25 protein-coding genes and 1 tRNA gene are annotated in these 24,792 nt (G+C 32.4%); 2 read left to right on the top strand and 24 right to left on the bottom strand.

Translation table 11 applies throughout. The annotated features are described in order from the left end of the window. The 18 genes from J6Y29_05195 to J6Y29_05110 form a co-directional block, all read right to left on the bottom strand. The gene (locus J6Y29_05195; protein ID MBP5427266.1) at positions 1-1,137 is read right to left on the bottom strand and encodes a DEAD/DEAH box helicase; all 1,137 of its coding nucleotides are present in this window, start codon (positions 1,135-1,137) and stop codon (positions 1-3) included. Between the two features lie 166 nt (positions 1,138-1,303). Beyond that, the gene (gene ileS / locus J6Y29_05190) at positions 1,304-4,090 is read right to left on the bottom strand and encodes an isoleucine--tRNA ligase (GenBank protein MBP5427265.1); all 2,787 of its coding nucleotides are present in this window, start codon (positions 4,088-4,090) and stop codon (positions 1,304-1,306) included. Positions 4,091-4,318: 228 nt separating this feature from the next. After that, complete coding sequence (locus tag J6Y29_05185; protein ID MBP5427264.1) at positions 4,319-4,735, bottom strand: hypothetical protein; 417 nt, start codon at positions 4,733-4,735, stop codon at positions 4,319-4,321. Between the two features lie 305 nt (positions 4,736-5,040). Further along, complete coding sequence (locus tag J6Y29_05180) at positions 5,041-5,643, bottom strand: manganese catalase family protein (GenBank protein MBP5427263.1); 603 nt, start codon at positions 5,641-5,643, stop codon at positions 5,041-5,043. 20 nt (positions 5,644-5,663) lie between these two features. Next, positions 5,664-5,921, bottom strand: a complete 258-nt coding sequence (locus J6Y29_05175; GenBank protein MBP5427262.1) for a spore coat protein CotJB — start codon at positions 5,919-5,921, stop codon at positions 5,664-5,666. A gap of 12 nt (positions 5,922-5,933) precedes the next feature. Then, the gene (locus J6Y29_05170; protein MBP5427261.1) at positions 5,934-6,116 is read right to left on the bottom strand and encodes a spore coat associated protein CotJA; all 183 of its coding nucleotides are present in this window, start codon (positions 6,114-6,116) and stop codon (positions 5,934-5,936) included. A gap of 128 nt (positions 6,117-6,244) precedes the next feature. Then, entirely contained in the window at positions 6,245-7,303 is a 1,059-nt protein-coding gene (locus J6Y29_05165; protein MBP5427260.1) for a glycosyltransferase, read from the bottom strand. 88 nt (positions 7,304-7,391) lie between these two features. Further along, positions 7,392-7,808, bottom strand: coding sequence for a hypothetical protein (locus J6Y29_05160; protein MBP5427259.1), 417 nt, complete (start codon positions 7,806-7,808; stop codon positions 7,392-7,394). Positions 7,809-7,850: 42 nt separating this feature from the next. Further along, positions 7,851-9,788, bottom strand: coding sequence for a type IV secretion system DNA-binding domain-containing protein (locus J6Y29_05155; GenBank protein MBP5427258.1), 1,938 nt, complete (start codon positions 9,786-9,788; stop codon positions 7,851-7,853). 111 nt (positions 9,789-9,899) lie between these two features. Continuing rightward, positions 9,900-10,208: a hypothetical protein gene (locus J6Y29_05150; GenBank protein ID MBP5427257.1), complete on the bottom strand. Its 309-nt coding sequence runs from the start codon at positions 10,206-10,208 to the stop codon at positions 9,900-9,902. A 48-nt stretch (positions 10,209-10,256) separates the two neighbouring features. Next, positions 10,257-11,120 carry a bifunctional methylenetetrahydrofolate dehydrogenase/methenyltetrahydrofolate cyclohydrolase FolD gene (gene folD, locus J6Y29_05145; GenBank protein ID MBP5427256.1) on the bottom strand — a complete coding sequence of 288 codons (864 nt, stop codon included), beginning with the start codon at positions 11,118-11,120 and terminating at the stop codon, positions 10,257-10,259. Between the two features lie 23 nt (positions 11,121-11,143). Beyond that, entirely contained in the window at positions 11,144-13,369 is a 2,226-nt protein-coding gene (locus tag J6Y29_05140; protein ID MBP5427255.1) for a DNA translocase FtsK, read from the bottom strand. Positions 13,370-13,495: 126 nt separating this feature from the next. After that, on the bottom strand, positions 13,496-13,714 hold the full coding sequence (locus J6Y29_05135) for a YlzJ-like family protein (protein MBP5427254.1): 219 nt from the start codon (positions 13,712-13,714) through the stop codon (positions 13,496-13,498). After that, entirely contained in the window at positions 13,711-14,382 is a 672-nt protein-coding gene (locus tag J6Y29_05130; GenBank protein MBP5427253.1) for an ATP-dependent Clp protease proteolytic subunit, read from the bottom strand. Before J6Y29_05130 ends, J6Y29_05135 begins: the two co-directional genes overlap by 4 nt. A 145-nt stretch (positions 14,383-14,527) precedes the next feature. After that, complete coding sequence (locus tag J6Y29_05125; GenBank protein MBP5427252.1) at positions 14,528-15,121, bottom strand: regulatory protein RecX; 594 nt, start codon at positions 15,119-15,121, stop codon at positions 14,528-14,530. Between the two features lie 55 nt (positions 15,122-15,176). Continuing rightward, positions 15,177-15,252: transfer RNA gene (locus J6Y29_05120), tRNA-Trp, on the bottom strand. Positions 15,253-15,331: 79 nt separating this feature from the next. Continuing rightward, complete coding sequence (locus tag J6Y29_05115; protein ID MBP5427251.1) at positions 15,332-16,597, bottom strand: ankyrin repeat domain-containing protein; 1,266 nt, start codon at positions 16,595-16,597, stop codon at positions 15,332-15,334. Positions 16,598-16,677: 80 nt separating this feature from the next. Further along, entirely contained in the window at positions 16,678-17,592 is a 915-nt protein-coding gene (locus J6Y29_05110; GenBank protein ID MBP5427250.1) for a phosphodiester glycosidase family protein, read from the bottom strand. A 107-nt stretch (positions 17,593-17,699) separates the two neighbouring features. On the opposite strand from J6Y29_05110, the gene J6Y29_05105 reads away from it, so the two are divergent. Both J6Y29_05105 and J6Y29_05100 read left to right on the top strand, forming a co-directional pair. After that, entirely contained in the window at positions 17,700-18,635 is a 936-nt protein-coding gene (locus tag J6Y29_05105) for a hypothetical protein (GenBank protein ID MBP5427249.1), read from the top strand. 25 nt (positions 18,636-18,660) lie between these two features. Next, positions 18,661-19,260, top strand: coding sequence for a hypothetical protein (locus J6Y29_05100; GenBank protein MBP5427248.1), 600 nt, complete (start codon positions 18,661-18,663; stop codon positions 19,258-19,260). Here J6Y29_05100 and whiA read toward each other — a convergent pair. From whiA to J6Y29_05070, 6 genes are all read right to left on the bottom strand, one after another. Next, positions 19,241-20,176: a DNA-binding protein WhiA gene (whiA, locus tag J6Y29_05095; GenBank protein ID MBP5427247.1), complete on the bottom strand. Its 936-nt coding sequence runs from the start codon at positions 20,174-20,176 to the stop codon at positions 19,241-19,243. The genes J6Y29_05100 and whiA overlap by 20 nt on opposite strands. 6 nt (positions 20,177-20,182) lie before the next feature. Continuing rightward, entirely contained in the window at positions 20,183-21,055 is an 873-nt protein-coding gene (gene rapZ, locus J6Y29_05090; GenBank protein ID MBP5427246.1) for an RNase adapter RapZ, read from the bottom strand. Positions 21,056-21,084: 29 nt separating this feature from the next. Continuing rightward, positions 21,085-21,993, bottom strand: a complete 909-nt coding sequence (murB, locus tag J6Y29_05085; GenBank protein MBP5427245.1) for a UDP-N-acetylmuramate dehydrogenase — start codon at positions 21,991-21,993, stop codon at positions 21,085-21,087. A gap of 10 nt (positions 21,994-22,003) precedes the next feature. Then, positions 22,004-22,921 (bottom strand): HPr(Ser) kinase/phosphatase, encoded by a 918-nt coding sequence (hprK, locus tag J6Y29_05080; protein ID MBP5427244.1) that lies wholly within the window; start codon positions 22,919-22,921, stop codon positions 22,004-22,006. 338 nt (positions 22,922-23,259) lie between these two features. Continuing rightward, positions 23,260-24,291, bottom strand: coding sequence for an ankyrin repeat domain-containing protein (locus J6Y29_05075; GenBank protein MBP5427243.1), 1,032 nt, complete (start codon positions 24,289-24,291; stop codon positions 23,260-23,262). A 152-nt stretch (positions 24,292-24,443) separates the two neighbouring features. Next, on the bottom strand, positions 24,444-24,792 hold a 349-nt coding region (locus J6Y29_05070), incomplete at its 5' end, for a hypothetical protein (GenBank protein ID MBP5427242.1).

Raw genomic sequence — 24,792 nt, 5'->3', positions numbered from 1 at the left:
TTATCTTTCTCCTTTATTTATTATTTTCCCTTTGTATACATCACTTGCTATTAATTTAATATTCATAGTTTTTGCATGCTTTCTTAGTACCATCAATTCCTTTGGTGTAACCAATGATATAATAACTCCACCTTTGCCATTCCTGCCAGTTCTCCCCGCTCTATGAATATAACTTTTTATATCATTTTGCAGATTAAAATTAATTATATGAGTAACATCGCCTATATCTAATCCTCTTGCTGCAATGTCAGATGCAATCAAAAATTTAAGTTTGCCACTTCTAAAATCACTTAAAGTTTTTTTCCTATCAAGCTTTATGTTATTACCGTGTATACTCTCTGCATTTATTTTATGAAACTTAAGCTTATTAGTTATAAGTTCTATATCTGGACTAGGATCAACAAACACAATACATTTGTCAATGTCCATTGCACTAACTATCTTTCTAAACAATTCAACTTTCTTTCTAGCATCTACCTCAAAATATCTATGTTCTATCTCCTTTGGCACACTTGTATCTTCGCCACATTCTACAATTTGCAAATTCTTTGTTATTTCTTTCACAATCTCCATAGTAACCTTCCCTAGCGTGGCAGAAAAACACATTATTTGCCTTTCTTTTAGTGTGCTTTTTATAATGGCCAACACCATATCAACATTATTCTTATCCAATAATCTATCTACCTCATCTATAACTATAGTTTTTACAGTATGTGCCGTTATCTTTCTTTTCTTGATTAACTCAAGTATTCGGCCAGGTGATCCCACTAATATATTAGGCTTGGTCTTTAGTTTCTTTATCTGCCTATCTATATTAACATTCCCTATCACTGGCATAACTGTTAGATAATTATCCGAATTTTGCGACAACCTCTCTATCCATCTTACAACCTGTATAGCCAATTCATGTGTTGGTGTTAGTATTATCGCTTGCATAACCTTATCTTCATATCTGTGCTTCTCAAAAATCGGCAACAAATATGCTAACGTCTTTCCCGTACCAGTATTAGATCTTGCAACTATATCCAAATTGCAAAGAGCTTTTGGTATAACCTCACTTTGTACTTTTGTCGGAACCAATATATTCTCTTTTTTCAAAGCCTCTACTAAACTATCATTTATTCCTGTGCTCTTCATTAAATCTACTCCTTATAAAACACATTCAATATAACTTAATTTTCAATCTTTCGTATTACATCAAATAGAGTCTACATATACGCACCACATGTAGACTCTAAAAGCCTCTATCGGAGGGCAATATTAAACTCTCCCGACACCGGCATACGTATAATGTTATTATCTTCTATACCAAGTTACTTTCACATCTTTTACAAATTGTAGGATGTTCTTTACTCTGTCCTACTGTTTCACTGTACATCCAGCATCTCTCACACTTTTCTCCTCTTGCTTGTCTAACAAGAACCTTTATCCCATCAACTAACTCCGAGGAAGCAACACCATCAGGAGCATTTTCTATCTTATCCAAGGTAAACTTAGATATTATACATATAGACCCCATATCATCTTTTATATTATCTATAAATTTGTAATTTGCATCATTTGCATAAACTACAACTTCTGCATTTAGAGAATGACCTATAACTTTCTCATTTCTTGCCTCTTCTAAAGCTTTTGATATATCAGTCTTTATATCCATAATCTTATTCCATTTTTCTTCAAGCCCTTTATTTAAGTACTCATCTGGTAGAACTGGCCAATCATTTAACTGAACACTTTCTAGATCATCACCCTTTTTATGAGGCATATACTTCCATATTTCTTCACTTGTGAAAGCAAGCACTGGCGTCAATATCCTAACTAATACATCTAATATTGTATATATAACAGTCTGCGCACATCTTCTTTCTTTTGAATCTTGCTTTAATGTGTATAATCTATCTTTTATTATGTCTAGATAGAAATTACTCATATCTACAACGCAAAAATTATGTATTGCATGGAACATAATATGGAACTCATACGCTTTGTAAGATTCATTAACTTTTTCTAATAATTGCGAAAGCTTTAACAACATAACTTTATCTATCTCTAATAAATCTTTATATTCAACGCAATCTGTGTCGGGGTTAAAATCGTGTATATTTCCTATTATGTATCTACTTGTATTTCTTATCTTTCTGTACACTTCAGATATTTGCGCGAGTAGCTCTTTAGATATTCTAATGTCTGCTTTGTAATCACATGATGCAACCCATAATCTTAATATATCCGCCCCGTATTCTTTTATAACATCAAATGGATCTATTCCATTGCCCAGCGACTTAGACATTTTTCTTCCTTCCCCATCAACAACATAACCATGTGTAACAACTGTCTTATATGGTGCTTTACCATTAGTTGCTACCGCAGTTAATAGAGAAGACTGAAACCATCCTCTATATTGATCGTTACCTTCTAGATACATATCTGCTGGATATTCCAAATCCTCATTATTGGCCAACACAGCAGCATGTGTAGAACCTGAGTCAAACCACACATCCATTATATCTTTTTCTTTATCAAACTCGCTACATCCACATTTACATTTTGTACCTTTAGGCAAAATATCCACTGCGTCATACTTATACCAAGCATTAGATCCCTCTTTTTTAAATAGCTCATACACGCTTTTTATACTTTCATCTGTAATTAGCTCAGTGTGACACTCCTTACAATAGAAAATCGGTATTGGCACTCCCCATGTACGTTGCCTTGATATACACCAATCTCCTCTATCTCTTATCATTGATGTTATCCTATCTTCTCCCCACTCCGGTATCCAATTAACCTTTTTTACCTCTTCTAACGAAGCTTTCTTAAAACCATCTATTGATACAAACCACTGTTCTGTTGCCCTAAATATTATAGGATTTTTACATCTCCAGCAATGTGGATATTGATGCAAAATATCTTGGGTTGCCAAAAGACTACCTGTATCTTTTAACTTATCAAGTATTGCTTTATTCGCTTCTTCATAAAATAACCCTTTAAATTCCTCGGCATCAGCTGTCATATACCCTTTGTCGTCTACAGGAACTAAAATATCTATATCATAATTTTGGCAAACTAAAAAGTCTTCTATCCCATGGCCAGGCGCCGTATGTACACATCCAGTACCAGCATCTAGTGTGACATGCTCCCCAACTATAACCACTGAGTCTCTATCTATAAACGGATGTTTACACAAGACTCCCTCTAATTCTTTACCGCTAAACGAAGCAACTTTTTTGTACTCTGTTATATTAGCTGCATTCATAACACTGTCAATTAATTCAGTAGCAATTATATAATATTCATCATTCGCTAACACTGCCGAATATTCAAAATCCTTATTCAAACATATAGCCATATTACCAGGTAATGTCCATGTGGTGGTTGTCCAAATTACAAAATTCACATTATCTCTGGATCCTACCTTGTCAAAAATAACACCCTTATCATCTCTTACCTTAAATTTAACGAATATTGATACTGTGTTGTGGTCGGCATACTCTATCTCTGCCTCTGCCAAAGCAGTTTCACAACATGGGCACCAATACACAGGTTTTAATCCCTTATATACATACTTCTTCTTTGCCATTTCTCCAAATACTTTTATTTGCTCTGCCTCAAACTCAGGCTTTAATGTTATATATGGATTACTCCAATCTGCCCTAACTCCCAATCTCTTAAATGCATTTCTTTGTACATCTATATATTTTCTTGCAAATCCTTCACATGCTTCTCTAAATTTTATTGGTCCAACCTCATGCCTTCTTAAACCTAATTCTTTTATAGCTCTTTGTTCTGTTGGAAGCCCATGAGTATCCCATCCAGGTACATACGGGGTATAGTACCCATTCATACTATGAAACTTTACGATGAAATCTTTTAAAATTTTATTTAAAGACGTTCCCAAATGTATACCACCATTCGCATACGGCGGACCGTCGTGTAATACAAATTTTTTCTTACCTTTATTTTTAGCTAATTGTTTATTATAAATATCCATTTTTTCCCACGCTTCTAGGTATTCTCCCTCTCTTTGTGGTAAATTTGCTCTCATAGGAAATTCTGTTTTTGGCAAATTCAATGTTTTCCCATAATCCATTTTTTAACCCCTCCATTTTTCATCTATCTTCAAATTATATACTGCTATTGCTAAAAAATCAAGTGCTCATTTGTATACACTTTTACCTCTTACTTTTACAATTATTATTAAAAAAATATAAGAAATACTAAAAGGAAAAACATACTCTCTTAAGACAAGACAGCCTACGTTTTCCCCTCACAAAGAAATGTGTAACTCAACACAATCTATATATAATTAATTTTTTCATTAACCTAAATTTATATCTTCATTTCCATGTCCAAGATAACTAGTTACAAAATTAAGGATTCTTGGTGCCGCATGTACTATCACAAATGCTATAACAGAGTTTCTCATTAATTTGCCGCCCTTTTCTATCTGCTCCTGTCTACCAAAACTAAACTTTTTCATAAACGCTCCTGTTGCAATACCTATAGCAGCCGCGGCTGCAGAATACTTTAAAAGACTTTTTTTAACATCATTTAACATATTATTAAAACTATCCAATATAGTTTCATTTGCGGCCAAGCATGTCTCACTTAATAATGCTACAAAAAATAACACATATGTTCCTAAAACAACAATATTTTTTAACTTTATCATAAAATCTTTATCTGAAGTTTTCTTTTTTATTTTTTCACTAATATTTTTAATTTTCTTTATCATTCTAAACACCCTCTCTATCCATCTTACATTTTAATTTCTAAAAAATTATTTTTTTACCTTTAATACTCTAAACAATATTTTATTTCTTAAACTATTCCCTACTTTCACACCCCTTCCCTTCTTCACATAGAGGACTTACTCCCTCTATTTTTCAACCATTTTCCAAATCTAGCCAATTTTTATTTGCCTTTTAATTATATACCACCTTTTCAAAAAAATCAAGTATTTACCTTTTGTCTTTGACTACTAAACACAGCAAAATAATATAATCCCACCGTCATAATTAACAGTGGAATTTAAATTGATTACATACTACTGCAACAAGGATTTTTAAACATAAAAAATTTTTTCTCTTCTAATTTTGATTGCACTCTTTGCAATGTTTCTCCAAATCTTTGGAAATGTACTATCTCTCGTTGTCTTAAAAATTTCAAAGGATCTACAACATCTGGATCATCACAAATATTTATCAAGTGTTCATATGTTATTCTTGCTTTTTCTTCAGCTGCCAAATTCTCAGTCAAATCTACTATAGGATCACCTTTTACTCCCAACGCTATTGCATCAAATGGAACCCCTGATGCCGCTTGTGGATAAACTCCTAAACCATGATCTGTATAATATGCTCCCAAACCTTCTTGTTCTAAGATTTTCGGAGATACTCCATCTACTAATTGATGTATAATTGTTCCCACTATTTCCAAATGTGCCAGTTCTTCTGTACCTACATCAGTTAATACTCCTTTTGATACGCCATCTGGCATAGAATATCTTTGACTTAAATACCTTAGTGAAGCTCCAAGCTCTCCATCTGGACCCCCAAACTGGCTTATTATATACTTGGCTATTTTAGGATTCTTATTCTTTATTTTTACAGGATACTGCAATTTTTTTTCATAAATCCACATATATTATACTCCTTTCTAAATTAGTTATATGAATATTCCCAAGGCCAAGGACAATCTATCCATTGCCAATTAATACCGTTAGTCCTTCTGTCGTAGGTTAATGGACCATATGCTCTTTCATAATTTTCTTTCATCGCATTAACTCTTTTTAAATAATCATTGAATGTCAACAATGCTCTTCTGTCACCCGAATGAGTATCTAAGTACAAAGCTAAATCATACAAGAAAAAATCTATTGCCATTATTTCTTTCAACAAATTTTGCCTATCTGGACACATATAATACCTCCTTTAAATAAATTTTTGTTTGTTGCCATATGAAGAATAAAGTTCTGGAAATATTGTTCCTTTTTTTATCGCCTTTTCTGGCTCCAAAACACAAGATATAGTTTGATAAGGTACATATGCCTTCCCCAATTTAAATGTACTTACAAACGGAAATAATTTATTAGGTAACATATTTCTATACATCATTTATCCTCCTTATTTTAGGTTGTCTTAATTATTTATATGAAGATAAATTAAAATATGTTAACATAAAAAAAAGCCATGTTATTTTAACATAGCTTTTTATCTTCAAAAAACATATCTATAATCGCAACCTATACTGCAGTCATTTTACTCCTATATGTTTCCAAATTTTTTAAACAACATTTTACATATTGACTACTTCTAATCAAAACATTTTCGTTATATATATCATCCCCAAAATACTCTAAAATTTTATTTGCATAACTTGCATCCGTACTAGCTATATCATCCAGAATCCAAAAATATTTTTCCAAAATCATATCTAATAAATAACCTTCATTTCCCTTTATCAAACCTTCCTCTCTCCATTTATTGCAAACTGCTGGAATAGCATTTATACAATTTTGTAAACCCGGATTACTTCTTCCCTTACTAACAATGGATTCTGGTGTTCTTCTGTAATTATAAAATACCTTGTTTATCCTTTCATACCTTCTTACAGCTGGCAACACCATAAGATTATATGCATTATCTTCATACAACATACCTTCTACAAATCTTACGTTTCCTCCTTTTTCTAACATCTCTGCTTTATATAATTTATTCCATAAAAAAAAATTACCTATCAATATATCCTTATTTATTTCATTTTTATCAACTGTTATATTTTTATCTTCCCACGAAGTAGTGAATATATTTTGTTGCTCAGCGCACTCCTCTCCTTCTCTAAAACACCTATATCCAAACTCTAAAATATCATCATCATGCTCTTTTGCTACATTGTACGCATAAGTATATATATCTTCCTCTATATAGTCATCCGAATCAACAAACGTAATATATTCTCCTTTTGGCATAGCATCTAATCCACTATTTCTTGCAGCTGACACCCCTTTATGCTCCTGATGAATCACTATAACTCTATCATCTTCTTGGGCATATTTATCTAAAATTTTACCACTATTATCTGTAGATCCATCATCCACACATATTATCTCTATTTCCTTTAGATGTTGATTTATTAGACTATCCATACATATACCTAAGTATTCTTCTCTATTATACACAGGTACAATTATAGATACTTTTACATCTTTCTCTTTTAATTTTACTCCATATGATTGTTTACATAGAATAAAAGGAAAAATACACATCATTATTGATACAACAATTAATTTATGTCTATTCATTATAATAAAATCCTCCTAAGTAATTGATTAAATAAAAAAAGTATGTGGTTTAAAACAAGCCACATACTCTCTAATTATTTTAGATTAATCAGGTATTTATCGAATTTGTTCCACTACCAAGATAACTAGTTACAAAGTTAAGAATTCTTGGTGTTGCATTCAAAATTACAAATGCTATAATAGAATCTTTCATCAATTTATTTCCCATTTCTATTTTATCTTGCTTTCCCATACTAAACTTTTTCATCATTGCACCTACTCCAACACCTATAACTACTGCAGCTGTGGAGAATCCTAAAATCTTTCCTTTTACAGCATCTAACATTTGTTGAAATCCATCAAATATATTATCTCCCTGTGCTGCAAATACCACTTCATTCATTAGTGCTACAATAAACAACGCATATGCTACCACTACAACAACATTTTTCATTTTTCTAACAAAATTTCTATCTAAAGCTTTATCTTTTAATCTCAAACCAACACTTCTTAACTTCTTTGCCATACTACACATCCCCCTTATATTTTTATATTTAAATACCTAAATTTAAAAATATCTCCTTACTCCTGTTCCTTTTTTAGCATAGTACCTTTTTCTTGGTTGTTTTTTTCTTTCTTCTCTTGCACCACCTACCCCATTAGAAGATACCCTACCTGTTGCTTTGTTATTTCCACTGTCACCTTCTACTTCATCTGACACATGTTGCATTCTCTTTTTTAATCCAGCCATCTTCTTGCTACATATATTATTCTTTATTATTTCGCCAAAGTATGGCTGCATATGCACCACAGTTGGTTCTATTATTTTTGATCCATCACTTAGGAAGCATACTCCTGTGAATACATCCAGTCTCTGAGTAAATATTTGTTCCTCAAATATAAACTCTGAAACTATATTTATATTTAAACTCTCAGATATACTTGCCTTATCTGAAACGAGTTTTCCCAATATCCTACTCTTTGTAACATCTCCCGATGACTCACTTATAGACTTGGACACTTTTTCTTTATCTTCCTTACCTAGTTGTTTTTGTGCCTCTTCTACTGTAAATGAATCATCTGTCCTTAGCCATATCTTATTTATCAAGTTCTGTGTTACTGTTCTTACTACATCCTTATCTTTTAGTGTATTTATCATTGATGTGTAACTCTGTGTCGCTACTATACTACAGCACTTAGGCTCTCTACTTTGTGCATAGAACTCTGCATCTGTTGCTGTAACAAATTCTTGATACTCATCACTTATCATAAACACAGGCCTATTTTTATTCGCACCCTTTCTAACCAAGCGCGACATTACTTCTGTCTGGAAGTCTAACTTCATATAGGCCGCTACAGTCTTTGCAAGATTTCGATATTGTGCAACATTCATTTTCAATATAACTATCTTACCTTTATCTATAACGTCCTTAAAGCCTAAAAAGTTTAGCTCTTCTATTGGTGCTGCAAATGTGTCTCTAATTTCTGGATCTGTATAGAAGAACTGTGTCATCTGTGTTACAACTGATTGTATAGTCGTTAATGTATTCTCTGCCAAATTTGAATACTCTCCTTCAAAATAGTTCCTTGCTGTATCAAACAAATCTAGCTCTTCTTTTGTCATTATATCTTGATCTTCGACTAATACTGTAACTTTATTAATCAAGTAATTTTTATTACTTATTAGCTTATTTACTTCCGCAAATGTAACATAACCATCATTGTATAAACGTATTAATTTTATACACTCAGCTATTAACAACTCCGCTTTATCTAGCCAATATCCGTCAGATGCACCTTTTTGAGAAAACAATCCCAAAACTGTCTTTATTCTGTTTGCCAAAACCAAAGGTTTAAGATCTGGCTTATGTAATGGATTATATTTATTAGGACCACCCAGCTCTATAACCAATAGATCGTCCATTCTATTTGCCTCTTTTGCAAATATCTCCACTTGTTGATAAAAATTACCCTTAACGTCTAATATCAACATACCAGGCTTCATCTCAGGATCATAACTTTTGTAAAACATTACTTGCTTTGCAAATGGATACATTGCAGATGCAGTTTTTCCTGTTCCTATTGTACCAGTTACTAGTATATTCTGATATAGTCCTTTTTCTCCTATAGTAACCCACTCCGGATTCTTTACCTTCTTAAGTGTCAATTTATCATGCTTTAATCCGACAATTAACTGTAACTTATCTTCATCAAATGGGTATGGTGGCACTTTTACTTCGTCATCTGATACTTCCTTAGGCTTTTCTTCTTTTATTGTCACCGGTGCAATAAAATTCCTATACAAAACATCTACTCCTATAAGTATTGCCAAAAAAATTAGTACACTAAAAGTAATATACCAATTTCTATAACCTTCTGGTGTACGATCAAATAAACCAAAAGACATCATAAAATTTAATACTATATCCCCTATCATATAAAAAGGCTCTTCTTCGGTCGGAAAAATCCCTGCCTTAAGTTTATCTATGCTTGGTTGTAACCTCATACACAAATCCCACAAAAGATAACTAAAGTATGGTACAAAGACAAATCGTCCCGCTAAAAATTTAAAAAACTTTGCTACATAAAAATACACGTCACCACCACCTTAATTACTTTATTTGACTTTTTTTTGCCAATCTTTTTCATCTTGTTTTAACTTTAACTTATCTCCCTGATTTTTATATTGCAACTTTTTGTCTATTATTTCAAATACCGTATACACCACAAGAAACATTGCGGCTATTATTGTGGCTACGGAATACATCTCTTGTGTTTCTCCCGTAATTAACGGTTTTTCCTTAATCTTACCCACCGCATACATATATAAAAATGCTCCTAAAGGGTATACTGTAAATACAAAATAAAAATTCCTATTACTAAACAACTTTTTTAAACTTCTTATATCCTTCAAAATCTGTTTCATTACATCACCCCTCTTGATTAAAACTTAACACCTAATACTTATATGCTCCTAGGCATTTTCTTTATTCTGTATCGAAAGTTTCTTTAACTTAACTACATTTTTCATAAGCATTGCTATCGTCATTGGTCCTACTCCCCCTGGTACAGGTGTTATGTAGCCGACCTTTCTACTTACGCTTTCATAATCTACATCTCCGCAAAGTTTTCCATCAGCCATTCTATTGATTCCAACATCAATAACAACAGCTCCATCCTTCACATAATCTTCTGTAATTAAATTAGGTTTACCCACTGCTGATACCAATATATCGGCTCTTTTAGTTATATCCTTTAAATCTTTTGTCTTAGAATGACAAACTGCAACTGTTCCACTTTTGTTCAGCAAAAGTAAAGACATGGGTTTACCTACTATGTTACTTCTTCCCACGATTACACAGTTCGCCCCTTCCACTTCTATATCGTACCTTTTCATTAATATCATTATACCATATGGTGTACAAGGAAAAATTTCTCCATCTCCTCTTACCAATTTTCCCACATTCTCTGGATGAAAACAATCAACATCCTTCCTAGAATCTATGCTAGACAGCACTACACGCTCGTCTATATGTTTTGGCAATGGCAATTGAACCAATATTCCATTTATTCTACTATCATTATTTAATTCATGTATCAACGAAAGTATTTCTTTTTGTGTTGTCGCCCCATCCAATATGTACTCATACGAATTTATTCCAAGCTCCATACATGTCTTTTTCTTTCTAGATACATATACTTTAGATGCGCTATCATCTCCCACCAACACAACCGCAAGCCCAATCTCTTCTCCCTTTGTTTTTAAATTCATAACTTCTTCTTTTACTTCTTCTTTTATTTCTTTTGAAACTTTTTTACCATCTATAACAATTGCCACTGTGATCTCCTCCTAATATTTAACTAATCCCTATTCGAACTTTTTGCCATCTGATACTCGGCTAAGATCTCCCTATTCCAATTTACTTGCCTAGGCTTACTTCCTTCATATTCACCTATTACACCCTTTTCCTCAAGCTCATCTATTATTCTTGCCGCTCTTGCATATCCTACCTTTAGCTTTCTTTGCAATAATGATGTAGACGCTTGTCCCATACCCACAACTAACTCCATTGCTGGCTCTATCAATTCATCTGAATCCTCCGAATCCTCTTTATCCTGCTTATTGTTATCTGAATTATTTATTGCATCTATAATTCCATCATCGTACTCAGATACACATGTGTTCTTTATAAACTCAACAACTCTTTCAACTTCTTTATCTGATACAAAAACACCCTTAACCCTTATTGGCTTTGGTTCTCCTACAGGGAAATACAACATATCTCCCTTACCTAAAAGTTTTTCTGCTCCCGACATATCTATTATAGTTCTAGAATCCACCTGTGAGGAAACTGAAAAAGCTATTCTAGACGGAATATTAGCTTTTATCACCCCTGTAATTACGTCAACCGACGGACGTTGCGTTGCAATGACCAAATGCATTCCCGCAGCTCTAGCCATTTGTGCCAATCTACATATCGCATCTTCCACCTCATGTGGCGCTACCATCATAAGATCTGCTAACTCATCTATTATTATAACTATCTGTGGCAACTTCTTTTCTTCCTTCTCTGGATCCAAATTAGCATTATATCCCTTTATATCACGCACACCTTTTTGTGCAAACATCTTATATCGATTTACCATCTCGTTTACAGCCCAAGTTAATGCTCCTGAAGCTTTTTTGGCATCAGTTACAACTGGTATTAACAAATGAGGTATACCATTATATATACCAAGCTCAACCACTTTAGGATCTATCATAAGAATACGTACATCCTCAGGTGATGATTTATACAATAAACTAATTATTATGGAATTTATACACACACTCTTACCCGACCCCGTAGCTCCCGCAATCAACATATGTGGCATTTTTGCAATATCCGCTATTATATTTTCGCCTGACACATCCTTACCTAATGCAAATGCTACGTTAGATTTATTCTTTCTAAACTCCTCCGAATCCAAAACCTCTCGTATTAGTACAGGCAAACTTTCCTTATTGGGCACCTCTATACCAACAGCCGCCTTACCTGGTATCGGTGCTTCTATCCGTATACCTGTAGTTGCAAGATTTAGCGCTATATCATCCGACAGATTTAAAATCTTACTAACCTTAACTCCTGTGTTAGGCTGAAGCTCGTACCTTGTAATCGCTGGCCCTTTTGATATATTAATTACCTTTGCTACTACTCCAAAACTCTCTAAAGTTTCTTCTAATTTTTTTGCACCTCTTAGTGCTATCTCTCTTTGATCTTTCACTCCCATATGTGAAATATTCTTTTCTGATAACAACTTCAAAGTAGGATATGTATACGAAACATCATCACACGTAGCAATATCTACAGCAAAATCATCTTCGTCTTTGCTTTTTCCCTTACCCTTATTAGCATCAGCATCTTTAGATACACCAAAAGAAAATTTCCTGTCTTTTTTATCTTTTTCTTCAGGTTTTTTCTCCTTTTCATTTTCCTCCAAAAGCTTTCCTTTAAACTCTATATCTCTCTTAAGATCATTAGTCCTAAGTCTTACAACATTTCTAACATTATCTTTTTTCCTAAACAATCCCATAATAAACATACAAAACTTTTTAGTATTACTAACAATCGCAGAAAATGCACGCGACACAGTAATATTAGTTAACATGACCAGACATATTACCGACAATGCAATAAATATTATTATTGTCCCTATCTCGCCAAACGTTAGTATAAGTGGATAACTAACCATGTTCCCTATAAAACCTCCACCTGCTAATTTTGCGCCTTTTCCAAACTCATTCTTTATTAATGTAACGAAAAATCTTCCCAATCCCATATTTATATAATCTTTCCTGTTAAAATCTCCTATGCTTATTATGGAAGACATAAGTATAATGAGAAGCATACCTTGCACAAGCTTAGATTTTTGCACAGCTCGTCCTCTATTTGATATATAATATACTCCACATAACACAAGAAACAACGGTATAAATACCGCCATTGCACCAAAAAAACCCACAAATATCCTATCCATAAAGCTTAGGACACCAATCTTTATATTCAAAAATCCCACAAACAAAATTATTCCCATAGCTATTAACATAACTCCAAGAATATCATCTTTGTGCTTCCTAAAATAATTCTCTTTTTTATTTTTTTTCTTATACTTTTTATTCAATCAATCTCCCCCCAAACATCAAACTCCCTTTATTATACAACAATTTAAAATCTAGTTCAACTCACTATTTTTTATAACTTTTCCTAACTCAAACTCTGGATCTAAATATTTTTTAGGATCTGTTGAATAAAGTCTACTTATCACAACTTTATTATTGTACTGTGTCACTTCAACCTTCTCTCCCTTATAATCTACTTCTTTATATTTTACATCGTCCAATATATTATTGTTTAAAATAAGGCCCATGGGCATAATAGTATGCAATATCATCTACCATACACCTCTCTTCTTTTTTCTACTAGCTCATATAATTTATCTAACGCCTCTGCTAAACCTCCGATACTATCAATCAAACCTATTTTTGTAGCCTCTTCTCCAAACAGTACTGTACCCACATCATTAGCCAGCTCTCCTGTCTTTAACATAAGCTCTTTAAACTTATCTGGCGTAACTTTTGACTTTTTGCACACAAATTGAACTACTCTCTCTTGCATCTTATCAAAATACTCATATGTCTGTGGAACACCTATTACCATTCCATTTAGTCTTATTGGATGTATAGTCATTGTTGCAGATGGAGCTATCAATGAATAATCTGTCGCCACTGCCATAGGCACACCTATGCTATGGCCACCTCCTAATACCAATGACACTGTCGGCTTGGACATACTAGCTAACATCTCTGCAATAGCAAGCCCAGCTTCTACATCTCCCCCAACTGTGTTCAATATAAGTAGTAATCCATCTATTTCTTCACTTTCCTCTATAGCCACAAGCTGTGGTATAACATGCTCATATTTTGTCGTTTTATTTTGAGGTGGTAAAACCAAATGGCCCTCTATCTGTCCTATCACTGTTAAACAATGTATATTCCCGCGTTTATTTTTTACATTTGTTTGACCATATTCCTTTATTATATCATTCTTTTTGTTTTCCATTGTATTCTCTATCTCTTGCTCTAACTCTTCTCTACTAAATGTTACTTTGTTTTCATATCTATCCAAAGCCACCACTTCCTCCTAGACATTATGTTATATTTTTATTGTGTCCAGTAATAAGTCCTATTATCCAAAAATGTTTTTGTCAAAATTTTATGTACTGTCGTATAACATCAAAACTAAAACCTTTACTTTTCAAAAAATTGTACGCTCGTGCCTTGACTTTTTCGTCACTTAAATCTTTACCGGAAAATTTCTTATTAAAAAGATTCTTTGCAATAACTTCATCTAAATTATTATCATCAATTACATCAAGTTTTGATGCATCAAGTCCTTTTACAATGAATTCCTGTTCTATTTGCTTTCTAGATTTATTGTTTGATCTCATTCTTTTGACTAGTTTTTTTGCATACATATCATCATTTATGTAACCTTCAATTTCCAACTCATTTAATACCACATCTATACACTCACTAAATATACCTTCATTTTTTAGCTTATCTTCTACTTCTTTTCTTGTCCTTCTTTTTAAAAGAATCATCCGAAGCGCCAATGTCCTAGATAATCTTTCTTGAGTTTTGCGTGTTAATTCAATAATCTCTTCACTCGTTAGCTCATCTTTATCGTATATCCCTAAACCATAATAATCATCTTCGTACATCGAAAGCTTTGAGTTGTCATCCAAACAAATATGCACCATTTTCTTTTTTTCATCTTTTATAATTTCAATAACTCTCATTACAGCCCTCACTTTCATTGATACAAAAAAAGGATACCCAAAACGATATCCTACTTGGCAGGGGAGACAGGACTCGAACCTGCAACCGACGGTTTTGGAGACCGCTACTCTACCAATTGAGCCACTCCCCTATAACATTTATCAGTATACACACCATGGCACATAAAGTCAAGTTTTTTTTCGTGTATACCGTTGTATTTTTTGTGTTGCTTATTTTTTTTCCATAATTGGAGCCTTTGTTTTTATTAATTTTGACTCAAATATACAATCCAAAATAATTTTTTTAGCGTACTCATTTCTCTCAACTTTTATATTATAAAATTTCTCTTTTATTTTATCAAAAGCATCGTCTAGTTCTTTATCCTCTAACAAACATTTCAAAGTTCGTATTTTATCATTAGTCAAATTATGCATCAACACATTAGCCATTTCCTTTCTGCCCTTAATTATTGCTATTTTAAGCAACTTTTTGTTGTTGTATGATATATAATTGTTCTTCTCATCATTTATCACACGCAAAAGTTTTTCTATATCATTGTTATTTAAAGCCATCCATTTATCAATTTCACGCAATATTTCTTTCTCTTTTCTAGCCTTTGCCCACCTTAAAAGCCGCCTTGTAATATTGGCTCCATTTCTTATAAGTAAAGCCACCATATCTCTACTGCCGCCTCGTAATGAAATATCAACAATTTCTACTCTTTGCAACTTTTCTATCGCTGACATTTCAGCACCGTTTTTTATTAATAAATCTGCCATTCTGAAATTGTTAATTGTAACCGCAACAATTAACGGTGTCTCTCCCACTACATTTTTGAGGTTTATATCAACTTTTAAATCTATCAACTTACGAGCAACTTTATAGTTATCTTTGGTAACAGCAATATGTAAAAGAGTATTGCCATACTTGTTGGAAATATTTAGATCTGCTTTATTTTCAAACAACACATCTATCGCTTCATATTTCTCACGTTTTATTGCCAAATATAAAGGCGTTTCTCCATTTAAATCTCTTACATTGATAGACGAATTATTATCTATCAACAACTTTATTATCTCCCTATCATCTCTAATAGCAGCATAATGCATTGGCGTCCTAAAAAACTTATCTCTCGCATTTAATTGAGCACCATTTGCTATTAATAATTTAACAAATTTCACATCGCCCAAATTTATTGCATAATGTAATGATGTTCTTCTATTGTTATCAACAGCATTTATATAAGCTCCACTATTGATTAATTTTCTTGTAATACCGTACATACCATTTAGTACTGCAAGATGTAACGGCGTTTCTCCTACTACATTTGGCCTATTTATACCAATCTTATTCCTTATAAGCTCTATCGCCTCCTCTTTCATATCATTTTCAATGCAATACAATAACATATGGCTAGTATACACACCCATATCAAGTCCTATCTTGATTAACTCTTTTTTTATAAAAGTCTTAATATTTCCTAATCTTATACGCATTTAGCCCCTCCTCTCTTTTGGTCCCGGAATATGTTACTGCAAAACAGAAGTGTTGTCAATCTTTTTCTTTGAGCTTTCGCTTATTTCTCTACAATTATAGCTGTTGGTACTTTTATTTCTTTTGACTCTTTTTTATTTAGTAATTCTCCTTCATAAAACATTGTTGTAGAATTACCCCCATCTAAATTTGATGCATTAACTGCACTATATTTTAGCATTTCATTCTGTATATCCTTTATTGTTGCACCAACCGTATCTAAATTCCTCCCTTTTAGTGTCATTAGTATCACCGTACCATTTTCTCTTTGTCCTATAGCAGTTCTTGGAGCTATTCCCCATCCACCATCTCCTTTTATATTAACTTTTTTCCCGTTAACAATTAATGGAGGTCCAAACGTCACAGCTTCTCTTATGTCTATTTTTTTTAGGTCATTTACTGAATGTTTGCCCACTATAAGCATTCCTTCCTTGGTAAACCCAACTATATCTTGTTTTACATTATCATCTTTTAACTCATTATATACTATGTCCCCATTATGTATTATAACTCCCATTGGCTTTAAATTTTTGTCCCTATAACTAAATCCTCCACCATTTATAGCCGCAATCGCATTGTTGCTTTTGGCTATTTCGCTAGTTTTTTCTCCTCCATTCTCCATTTTTTTAGAATATGCAATTTTTACTGACAACGGATTATACACCAGTATCACATACCCCTTAACCCGTGCATTATCTATCTTGTGAACTTCTACGTTCTCATCAAAATCAGAAAAATTCATCAATTCTATTTCCTCTTGAGCTTCGCACACTTTATTTTCGTTCATAACTCTATTAATCTCATCACTACTAAAAAAGCAACGTGCTATATATTGGTGTTTTAAAGTATTGATACTTGACCCTATTATTAAAGATTTTATATTTTCAGATTGACATATCACTGTCAATAGTGTTATCATAAATATAAGTAGGATTATAATTTTTTTTAGGTGCTTCAATTTATTATACCTCCTCTTTTACTACTTATATGATACTAAAATATTTTAAGTATGTAAAATGAAATTTAAATGATTGAAGTAAGTTTTTTATAAAGGGGATAATTGTTATGGGGGAAAAAAAAGATTTTTCTAAATTGTTGGGCGATGCCTTTACAGAATTTGTGAACCAAAAAAGTACATATTTATCTAGAAAAGCGAAAAATACATCTATTGATCATCTTAACTTAGGGCTTATTCAAGAGACGTATTCTGGTGCACTCGAAACTCATTTAAAAGAGATTTTGAAAGATAGACCCCTTACTTTCGAAAATCTACATATAGCTTTACAAGAAAATAAATCTGCCTGCAAACAAATAAAAAGAATTATAAGCAAGATTTATTCTAATCAAGAGAAAATTGATGCCATATATAAAATTTTTAAAAATTGTGAAAGTAATCAAAAGGAACTTGATGATTATTGTGCAAGTAAGTTTATTCATCCTAGATTTACTCTTGATAAATCTTACAAGAACATGAAAAGTTCTATTGATGCTTCCAAAAAATTTTTAGCTGAAAAATATAATATTAGCAACAAAGCTGATATGCAAAAAAAGTTGGATCACTCTAAAAAAAGGCTTGCTTTAATTAGCAGACTATATGCTAAATTAAACAAACTTAAAGTAAAGGATAGAACATATTTGGTTTTGTCTGTGAAGAAATTAGTTAAAAAAGTTAAGGGTAACATTATATCATTGCATCCAGAACTTCAGCAATTCATAGATTTTTTGTCGTTTGAGCAAATAAGTAATATAAAGATTTTAAAAGAGCAATTTGGTTTCTCTCCGAAATCTATTGATGATTTCGCTAAGGAAATCAAAGCGTGTAAGATACGGATAAAGAATGATTCTGAAGATAAGGAGTATTATAGCTTAATGCTTAATCTTTTAGATGCTGTATCTTCTGATTACTACAAAAATTACATTCATTCTAAAAATCTTGAGAAGGGATACACTAAAGAACAAACAACAGATAGAACTATACCTTATGGAGAAATGGATATGTAATCAAAAATTTATAGGAGGTGTCGTCATGCGACATAAAAATGCTTTTACTCTGATTGAATTTATTATAGTTCTTTTTTTGTTTTTCTTGTTTACAGGGCTTTGCATATCATCGCTGTTTTCTTGGACTAGATCAGCTCAAATCAAAAGTGATTCATCTGTTTGTTCAGAAATGAAAGATATAATTACCAAGGGCATAAAAAGCAATGATATTGAATTTGAATATTCAGATTATTCAATAACCTGGACTAGCGAAAATAAAGAAAAAATACGTCAGATTCTTGTCTCTCAGATGGGAAAAGTGTCAACATCAAACCCTTCTATGGTAAAAACACCTAAGCAGGATAGCTATGCGTTTTTTGTTTATTTAATGCCACCATATACTGTTATTTGCTTGCCCGTAAATTCTGTTGATAACATAGACACAGTTTTGCTTGAATCTTCTACTACGGATAGTTTTTTGAAACAAAGATATCCTAATACTTATTATCCTCAAATATATACGTATGAGGATGGTAATGTATCGATCAAACACCCAATTATTTTAAACCCTGATGATGATGCATCAGACATTATTAATAAACCTGCGTATATTGGTTGCATCAATGTTAAGTCAGATTTTCATTAGTTTTAGTAGCTAATTTCGATGCTATTTCTTCTATCTTTTTTAATCTATGGTTAACACCAGACTTTCCTAGAGCTGGTGTTAACATTTGGCCTAAATCTTTTAGCGAAAGCTCTCTATTTTGAAGACGTAACCTAGCAATTTCTCTTAATCGATATGGTAATTTATCTATACCAATAGTCTTCTCAATATATTCTATACACATTACTTGTCGCACTGATGTATTGACCACTTTCTCTAAGTTCGCAGTCTCACAATTTATCATCCTGTTCACATTGTTTTTTAATTCCTTCACCACTCGTATATTTTCAAATTCCATTAGTGCTTTATGTGCTTTTACCACATTCAAAAAATCTACTACACCTTCTCCATTTTTTACATATAACACATACTGATCTTTTCTCTCAACAATTTTAAAATCTAACCCCAAATCTTTTAAAATCTTTTCATTCTCAATTGCCAACATTATATTATCATTTATTATCTCTAAATGATAATTCTTTTGAGGACAATTTATAGACCCATTCACCAAAAATAGGCCTCTAATATACTCTCTTTTGACATTATCTAATAAATATATTTTTTGATACTTTATTGCTCCTTTACTTCGCTCTATCCCGGCTCTTTTCAAAAGATCCAAAACAACACTATCATCATTCATTCTTATTGTATAAACTGTACTTGCTTGTACTTTTTTCATTATTATAGGCGGCATATATCCATACAATATTTTTAAAGCCTCAAATATTTTTCTCGCTATCAACGCATTTTTTGTCTGAACAACTATATTTATTTTATGCTTATTTATATCTACATTGGCACTATTGCGTATTATCGCAACAAGCCATGCAAAACCTCCACTTTCCCGCTTTATATTTAATCTTAGTATCTCTTCCTTAACATCACTAGAAAAAGACATTATATCTCACCCTCTATATCTGTTATCTTTGTATATATCTCTATGATCTATTAACACCCGCTCTTTTTTAGATTTTAAAATATCATATATTTTTTCTGATATCGCAACCGATCTATGCCTTCCCCCTGTGCATCCAATACCAATAATCACTTGCAATTTACCCTCTTTTTTGTAATTGGGAAGTAGAAACTCCAACATATCTACTATTTTTTCCACAAAAATCCTAGTTGTGTTTATATTGAATACGAACTCTTGTACTTTTTCGTCTTTCCCCGACAAATTTTTTAATTCATCTATATAATAAGGATTTGGTATAAACCGGACATCAAACACAAGATCACACTCTGCCGGCACCCCATACTTGAATCCAAACGACACTATATTAGTAATTATTCTATCCTCTTCTCCCTCATTGACAAACATTGCATTTATTTTATTCTTTAGTGTCTTAGATGAAAGATTTGATGTATCTATTATATTATCTGCCTTATTTCTTATACTGCAAAGTCTTCGTCTCTCTTCTTGTATCCCCTCTATAAGCATTCCATTTGCTGACAAAGGATGTATTCTTCGAGTTTCTTTGTATCTCTTTATCAATGTGTCATCTGATGCATCTAAAAACAATATTTCATAATGTATCCCCTCTTTCTTTAGCACTTTAAGACATGGTAACAAATCATCTAACATACTTCCTCCCCTTATATCCATTACAAGTGCTATCTTACTAAATTGACTCTCTCCCCTCACACAAATTTCAATAAACTTACTCATTAATGCAGGCGGAAGATTATCTACACAAAAAAAACCCATATCTTCCATATGTTTCATTGCCAAACTCTTTCCTGCTCCCGATATTCCCGTAATAATAACAAACCTCATTTTGAATCTCCCCCTACATATCTATCAGTTTACATGATTTTTATTTCTGGTTCTAACTTCACTCCAAATTTTTGGGCTACTGTATCTTTTACATAATCCATAAGCATTAGAATATCCTTTGCTTTAGCGTTCCCTATATTTATTATGAATCCTGAATGCTTAGTTGAAACCTCTGCCCCTCCTATTCTGTAACCCTTTAGTCCCGCACGTTCTATTAATTGGGCTGCAAAATATCCCTCTGGTCTTTTAAATATACTCCCTGCATTAGGCTTATCCAGAGGCTGCTTATCTCTTCTTTTTTTTGCCAATTCGTTCATATAATTTTGTATATCTTGTTTATTATCACTATATAATTTTATCTTAGATCCCAACACCACGCATTTATTATGTAGAAACACACTATCTCTATATGAAAACTCATGCTGTTCGTTTGTTAACGTCACAATCTCTCCTGAATCTGTCAACACCGTGCTATCCACAACTACATCTTTCATTTCTTTACCATAAGCACCAGCATTCATAATTATTGCTCCACCTAAAGTACCTGGTATACCTGACGCAAACTCAAATCCACCCAAACTATTTTTAAAAGCTTCTTTTGCAATTGCTCCTAAATATGCACCTGCACTTGCTTGTATTTCGTTTTTTAATACATTGATCGAACTAAAATTCGATGCAATCTTTATCACTACTCCATCTATTCCTTCATCCCTTACTAAAACATTACTACCATTACCTAATATGTAATACTCTATTTTGTTTTCTTTACAGCAATTTATTACACTTACTATACTCTCTATTGACCTCGGAGTTACTAAAAATTTTGCTGGACCTCCAACTCTAAATGTAGTATGTTTACTCATTGGCTCATCCAATTTTATATCACTACTACCCACTATGTCTCTTATACTATGTCTAAAACTTTCATATTTAACCATACTTTAGCACCTACTCTCTTTTGCCTAAAACCCTATCATTTAATACCTTTGCCGCATTATATCCCATTTTCCTCTGTCTAATGTTTATTGCAGCCACCTCTACTATCACTGCAAGATTCCTTCCTGCCCCAACTGGTATAGACAGCGATGGAACATCCACGCCTAAAATATTGCTATAATTTTCAACCAAGCCCAACCTGTCATAATTTTTCTTTTCATCCCAGTACTCCAGATTAATTATTAATGCAATCTTTTCTGTTACCTTAACAGAACCTACTCCATACAAATTCTTTATATCTAATATACCAATACCACGTATCTCTATAAAATGTCTTATTATATCTGGTGCTGTTCCCATAAGCGTTTTTTCAGATATTTTTTTTATCTCTACTATATCGTCCGCAACTAACCTATGTCCTCTCTTTACCAGTTCTAACGCAGCTTCACTCTTTCCTACTCCACTTTCTCCCAATATTAATATACCCTCTCCATACACTTCTACAAAAACCCCGTGCTGCGTAATTGTTGGCGCTAATTGATCATTTAGATACTCTATCAAATTACTCAAAAATCTCGACGTCTTTTCTTTTGTCCTTAATACTGGAATTTTGTACTTTTTAGATACCTCCATCATTTCATCAAAAACTTCCAAATCTCTCGCAACTACTATACAAGGAAATCCACACTTAAAAAATCCATCAAGGCACTCAGTTCTCTCTCTCGACGTTAATCCCTCTAAATATGCTGTCTCCACATTGCCAATTATCTGAATACGTTCGGTATCAAAATGCTCATAATAATTTACAAGTTGAAGACCCGGTCTGTTTACCTCCGATGTTTTTATACTTATTTTTTCTATCTGGTCAGAACATTCAATCTCTTCCAAAGCAAAATTTTCCACAACATCCCTCAAACTAACTACGTACATTTTATCATCTCCACCTCATTTTAAAAATAAAAGGACGCATCTTTTCTATATACCCTTCTATTTTATACTATTTCTACTGTTTTGTGAACTAAATTTTTTCCATTTTTCTAATATTTGCATAAGAAGTAAAAACCGCAGGACTTATAAGGTTATCTTGTGCGGGTCCTAGTACATTAGTGCTATCGAAGGAGAACCTAACTGTTTTTATAAGTAGTACAAAAGGAAGCCCTTAGCTTCACACCGAGAATTTTATGAAAAAAATTTGAGGTGTAGCTAAGGGAGGATGTCACCAAAAAAATTTTAAGCTCTTAGGAAAAAAAGATTTAACTCTATCAACCTTACAAAGTTTTTGTTACATCTCCTTTTTCCTTTTTTTCACTAGTAATATTTTTTGAAATATCAATTTTATCTTTTTTTTCAATATGTTGTTTAACAATATTAGTTTGTTTAAGTTCAACAAAATCAGTGTGTGGTTCATCTACTTGAGTTTTTTCATAATCCCCATACCACTGTTCTAAAATCTTTTGGTCTACAAAATTTATAGGAGCCTCATTATTTTTATTTTGTTCATAAGGGTTTGCACCTTTAGCAATTAATCTTCTAGCTATATCATATTTATTTGACCGGCATGCCCATGATAATGGAGTATCTCCATTATCATCTTTTACTTGGACATTAGCCCCTTGTTCAATTAGTACATCTGCCATAAACCAATGTTGTAAATTACACATCCTCAATAACAATGTCCTGCCAAACTCATCTTTCTGTTCAATATCAGCTTTTTTATTAATTAACTCTTTAACAACATCTTCATTTCCTATATCGCATGCATAAATCAATGGAGTATTTCCACTTGCATCTTTATAATCAACATTCTTTTGACTATTAATTAATTCCCAAATAATTTTATTATTTCCACTCTGAAATGCATAAAATAATGGTGTATTTTCATCTTTATCTTTTTTACCAATATCCGCGCCATTTTCAATCAACTTCTTCACAACCTCTTCCTTTGATTGCTGACACGCGTGTGTTAGAGGTGTTTTTCCGTACTTATCTTCTGTATTTATATTTGCTCCTTGTTCTATTAGATACTTTAATGTATCAGATTTTAATTCATTACAACCTTCTAATAGTAATTTGTCTAAATCCTTTTTATTTACTTTAACTTTAGCTTCAAGTAATTTCTCAACAACATCCCACATATAATTCTTATACGCCCATTGTATAGTAGATTGTCCAAACAAATATTTTATATTAACATTAGCTCTTTTATTAATTAAACTTATAGCTAAATCCCCATCTCCTTTTTTGCAAGCTCTAATTAATTTATACCCATTCCACAACGATACGATTTTTTCAAAAATCATGCGGGCTACCTCCTTCCAAAATATATACAAGGTTTTATAATTATCGGAAACTTTATCATATACTTTATATAACAAAAATCCTTCCATCTTGATCAACAAAATCTAAATGGAAGGATAATTATTTGATTTAATTTCTATATTTTAAGCAAAAATTATCTTATATACGCATCTCTTGAATTATCTACTTTACTTATACTATTTATAACTGTTCTACTCTCCAACGCTTTCCCTTTTATGTCTATGGATGATGATACTTCATCTGTATTTAAATTCCTACATACGTTTATACAACGAAGCAACGATTCATTTAAATCATACTCATGTTCTCTCCATCTATTCTTTAATTCATCAAAAACATTTTCTTCTGGCTTAATATTCTTGTTTATTTCACTAAAAAACTTTCTTAAATCGCTTATTTTACTAAATCTACCCGGCATTTCCTTCTCTATATTATCTAACGGTAAATTAAGAGCCTTTATTTCTTCGATTAAATATTTATTT

The organism is Clostridiales bacterium (genome assembly GCA_017961515.1).
Classification (GTDB): Bacteria; Bacillota; Clostridia; order Acetivibrionales; family RGIG10202; genus RGIG10202.
This window is presented reverse-complemented; position numbering and strand designations above follow the sequence as displayed.

Excerpts from the sequence above, each read along its gene's own strand:
- J6Y29_05195 (MBP5427266.1), bottom strand. The coding sequence starts at position 1,137 with ATGAAGAGCACAGGAATAAATGATAGTTTAGTAGAGGCTTTGAAAAAA.
- ileS (MBP5427265.1), bottom strand. The coding sequence starts at position 4,090 with ATGGATTATGGGAAAACATTGAATTTGCCAAAAACAGAATTTCCTATG.
- J6Y29_05185 (MBP5427264.1), bottom strand. The coding sequence starts at position 4,735 with ATGATAAAGAAAATTAAAAATATTAGTGAAAAAATAAAAAAGAAAACT.
- J6Y29_05180 (MBP5427263.1), bottom strand. The coding sequence starts at position 5,643 with ATGTGGATTTATGAAAAAAAATTGCAGTATCCTGTAAAAATAAAGAAT.
- J6Y29_05175 (MBP5427262.1), bottom strand. The coding sequence starts at position 5,921 with ATGTGTCCAGATAGGCAAAATTTGTTGAAAGAAATAATGGCAATAGAT.
- J6Y29_05170 (MBP5427261.1), bottom strand. The coding sequence starts at position 6,116 with ATGATGTATAGAAATATGTTACCTAATAAATTATTTCCGTTTGTAAGT.
- J6Y29_05165 (MBP5427260.1), bottom strand. The coding sequence starts at position 7,303 with ATGAATAGACATAAATTAATTGTTGTATCAATAATGATGTGTATTTTT.
- J6Y29_05160 (MBP5427259.1), bottom strand. The coding sequence starts at position 7,808 with ATGGCAAAGAAGTTAAGAAGTGTTGGTTTGAGATTAAAAGATAAAGCT.
- J6Y29_05155 (MBP5427258.1), bottom strand. The coding sequence starts at position 9,788 with ATGAGGTTACAACCAAGCATAGATAAACTTAAGGCAGGGATTTTTCCG.
- J6Y29_05150 (MBP5427257.1), bottom strand. The coding sequence starts at position 10,208 with ATGAAACAGATTTTGAAGGATATAAGAAGTTTAAAAAAGTTGTTTAGT.
- J6Y29_05140 (MBP5427255.1), bottom strand. The coding sequence starts at position 13,369 with ATGTTAATAGCTATGGGAATAATTTTGTTTGTGGGATTTTTGAATATA.
- J6Y29_05135 (MBP5427254.1), bottom strand. The coding sequence starts at position 13,714 with ATGATATTGCATACTATTATGCCCATGGGCCTTATTTTAAACAATAAT.
- J6Y29_05130 (MBP5427253.1), bottom strand. The coding sequence starts at position 14,382 with ATGGAAAACAAAAAGAATGATATAATAAAGGAATATGGTCAAACAAAT.
- J6Y29_05125 (MBP5427252.1), bottom strand. The coding sequence starts at position 15,121 with ATGAGAGTTATTGAAATTATAAAAGATGAAAAAAAGAAAATGGTGCAT.
- J6Y29_05115 (MBP5427251.1), bottom strand. The coding sequence starts at position 16,597 with ATGCGTATAAGATTAGGAAATATTAAGACTTTTATAAAAAAAGAGTTA.
- J6Y29_05105 (MBP5427249.1), top strand. The coding sequence starts at position 17,700 with ATGGGGGAAAAAAAAGATTTTTCTAAATTGTTGGGCGATGCCTTTACA.
- J6Y29_05100 (MBP5427248.1), top strand. The coding sequence starts at position 18,661 with ATGCGACATAAAAATGCTTTTACTCTGATTGAATTTATTATAGTTCTT.
- whiA (MBP5427247.1), bottom strand. The coding sequence starts at position 20,176 with ATGTCTTTTTCTAGTGATGTTAAGGAAGAGATACTAAGATTAAATATA.
- rapZ (MBP5427246.1), bottom strand. The coding sequence starts at position 21,055 with ATGAGGTTTGTTATTATTACGGGAATATCGGGAGCAGGAAAGAGTTTG.
- murB (MBP5427245.1), bottom strand. The coding sequence starts at position 21,993 with ATGGTTAAATATGAAAGTTTTAGACATAGTATAAGAGACATAGTGGGT.
- hprK (MBP5427244.1), bottom strand. The coding sequence starts at position 22,921 with ATGTACGTAGTTAGTTTGAGGGATGTTGTGGAAAATTTTGCTTTGGAA.
- J6Y29_05075 (MBP5427243.1), bottom strand. The coding sequence starts at position 24,291 with ATGATTTTTGAAAAAATCGTATCGTTGTGGAATGGGTATAAATTAATT.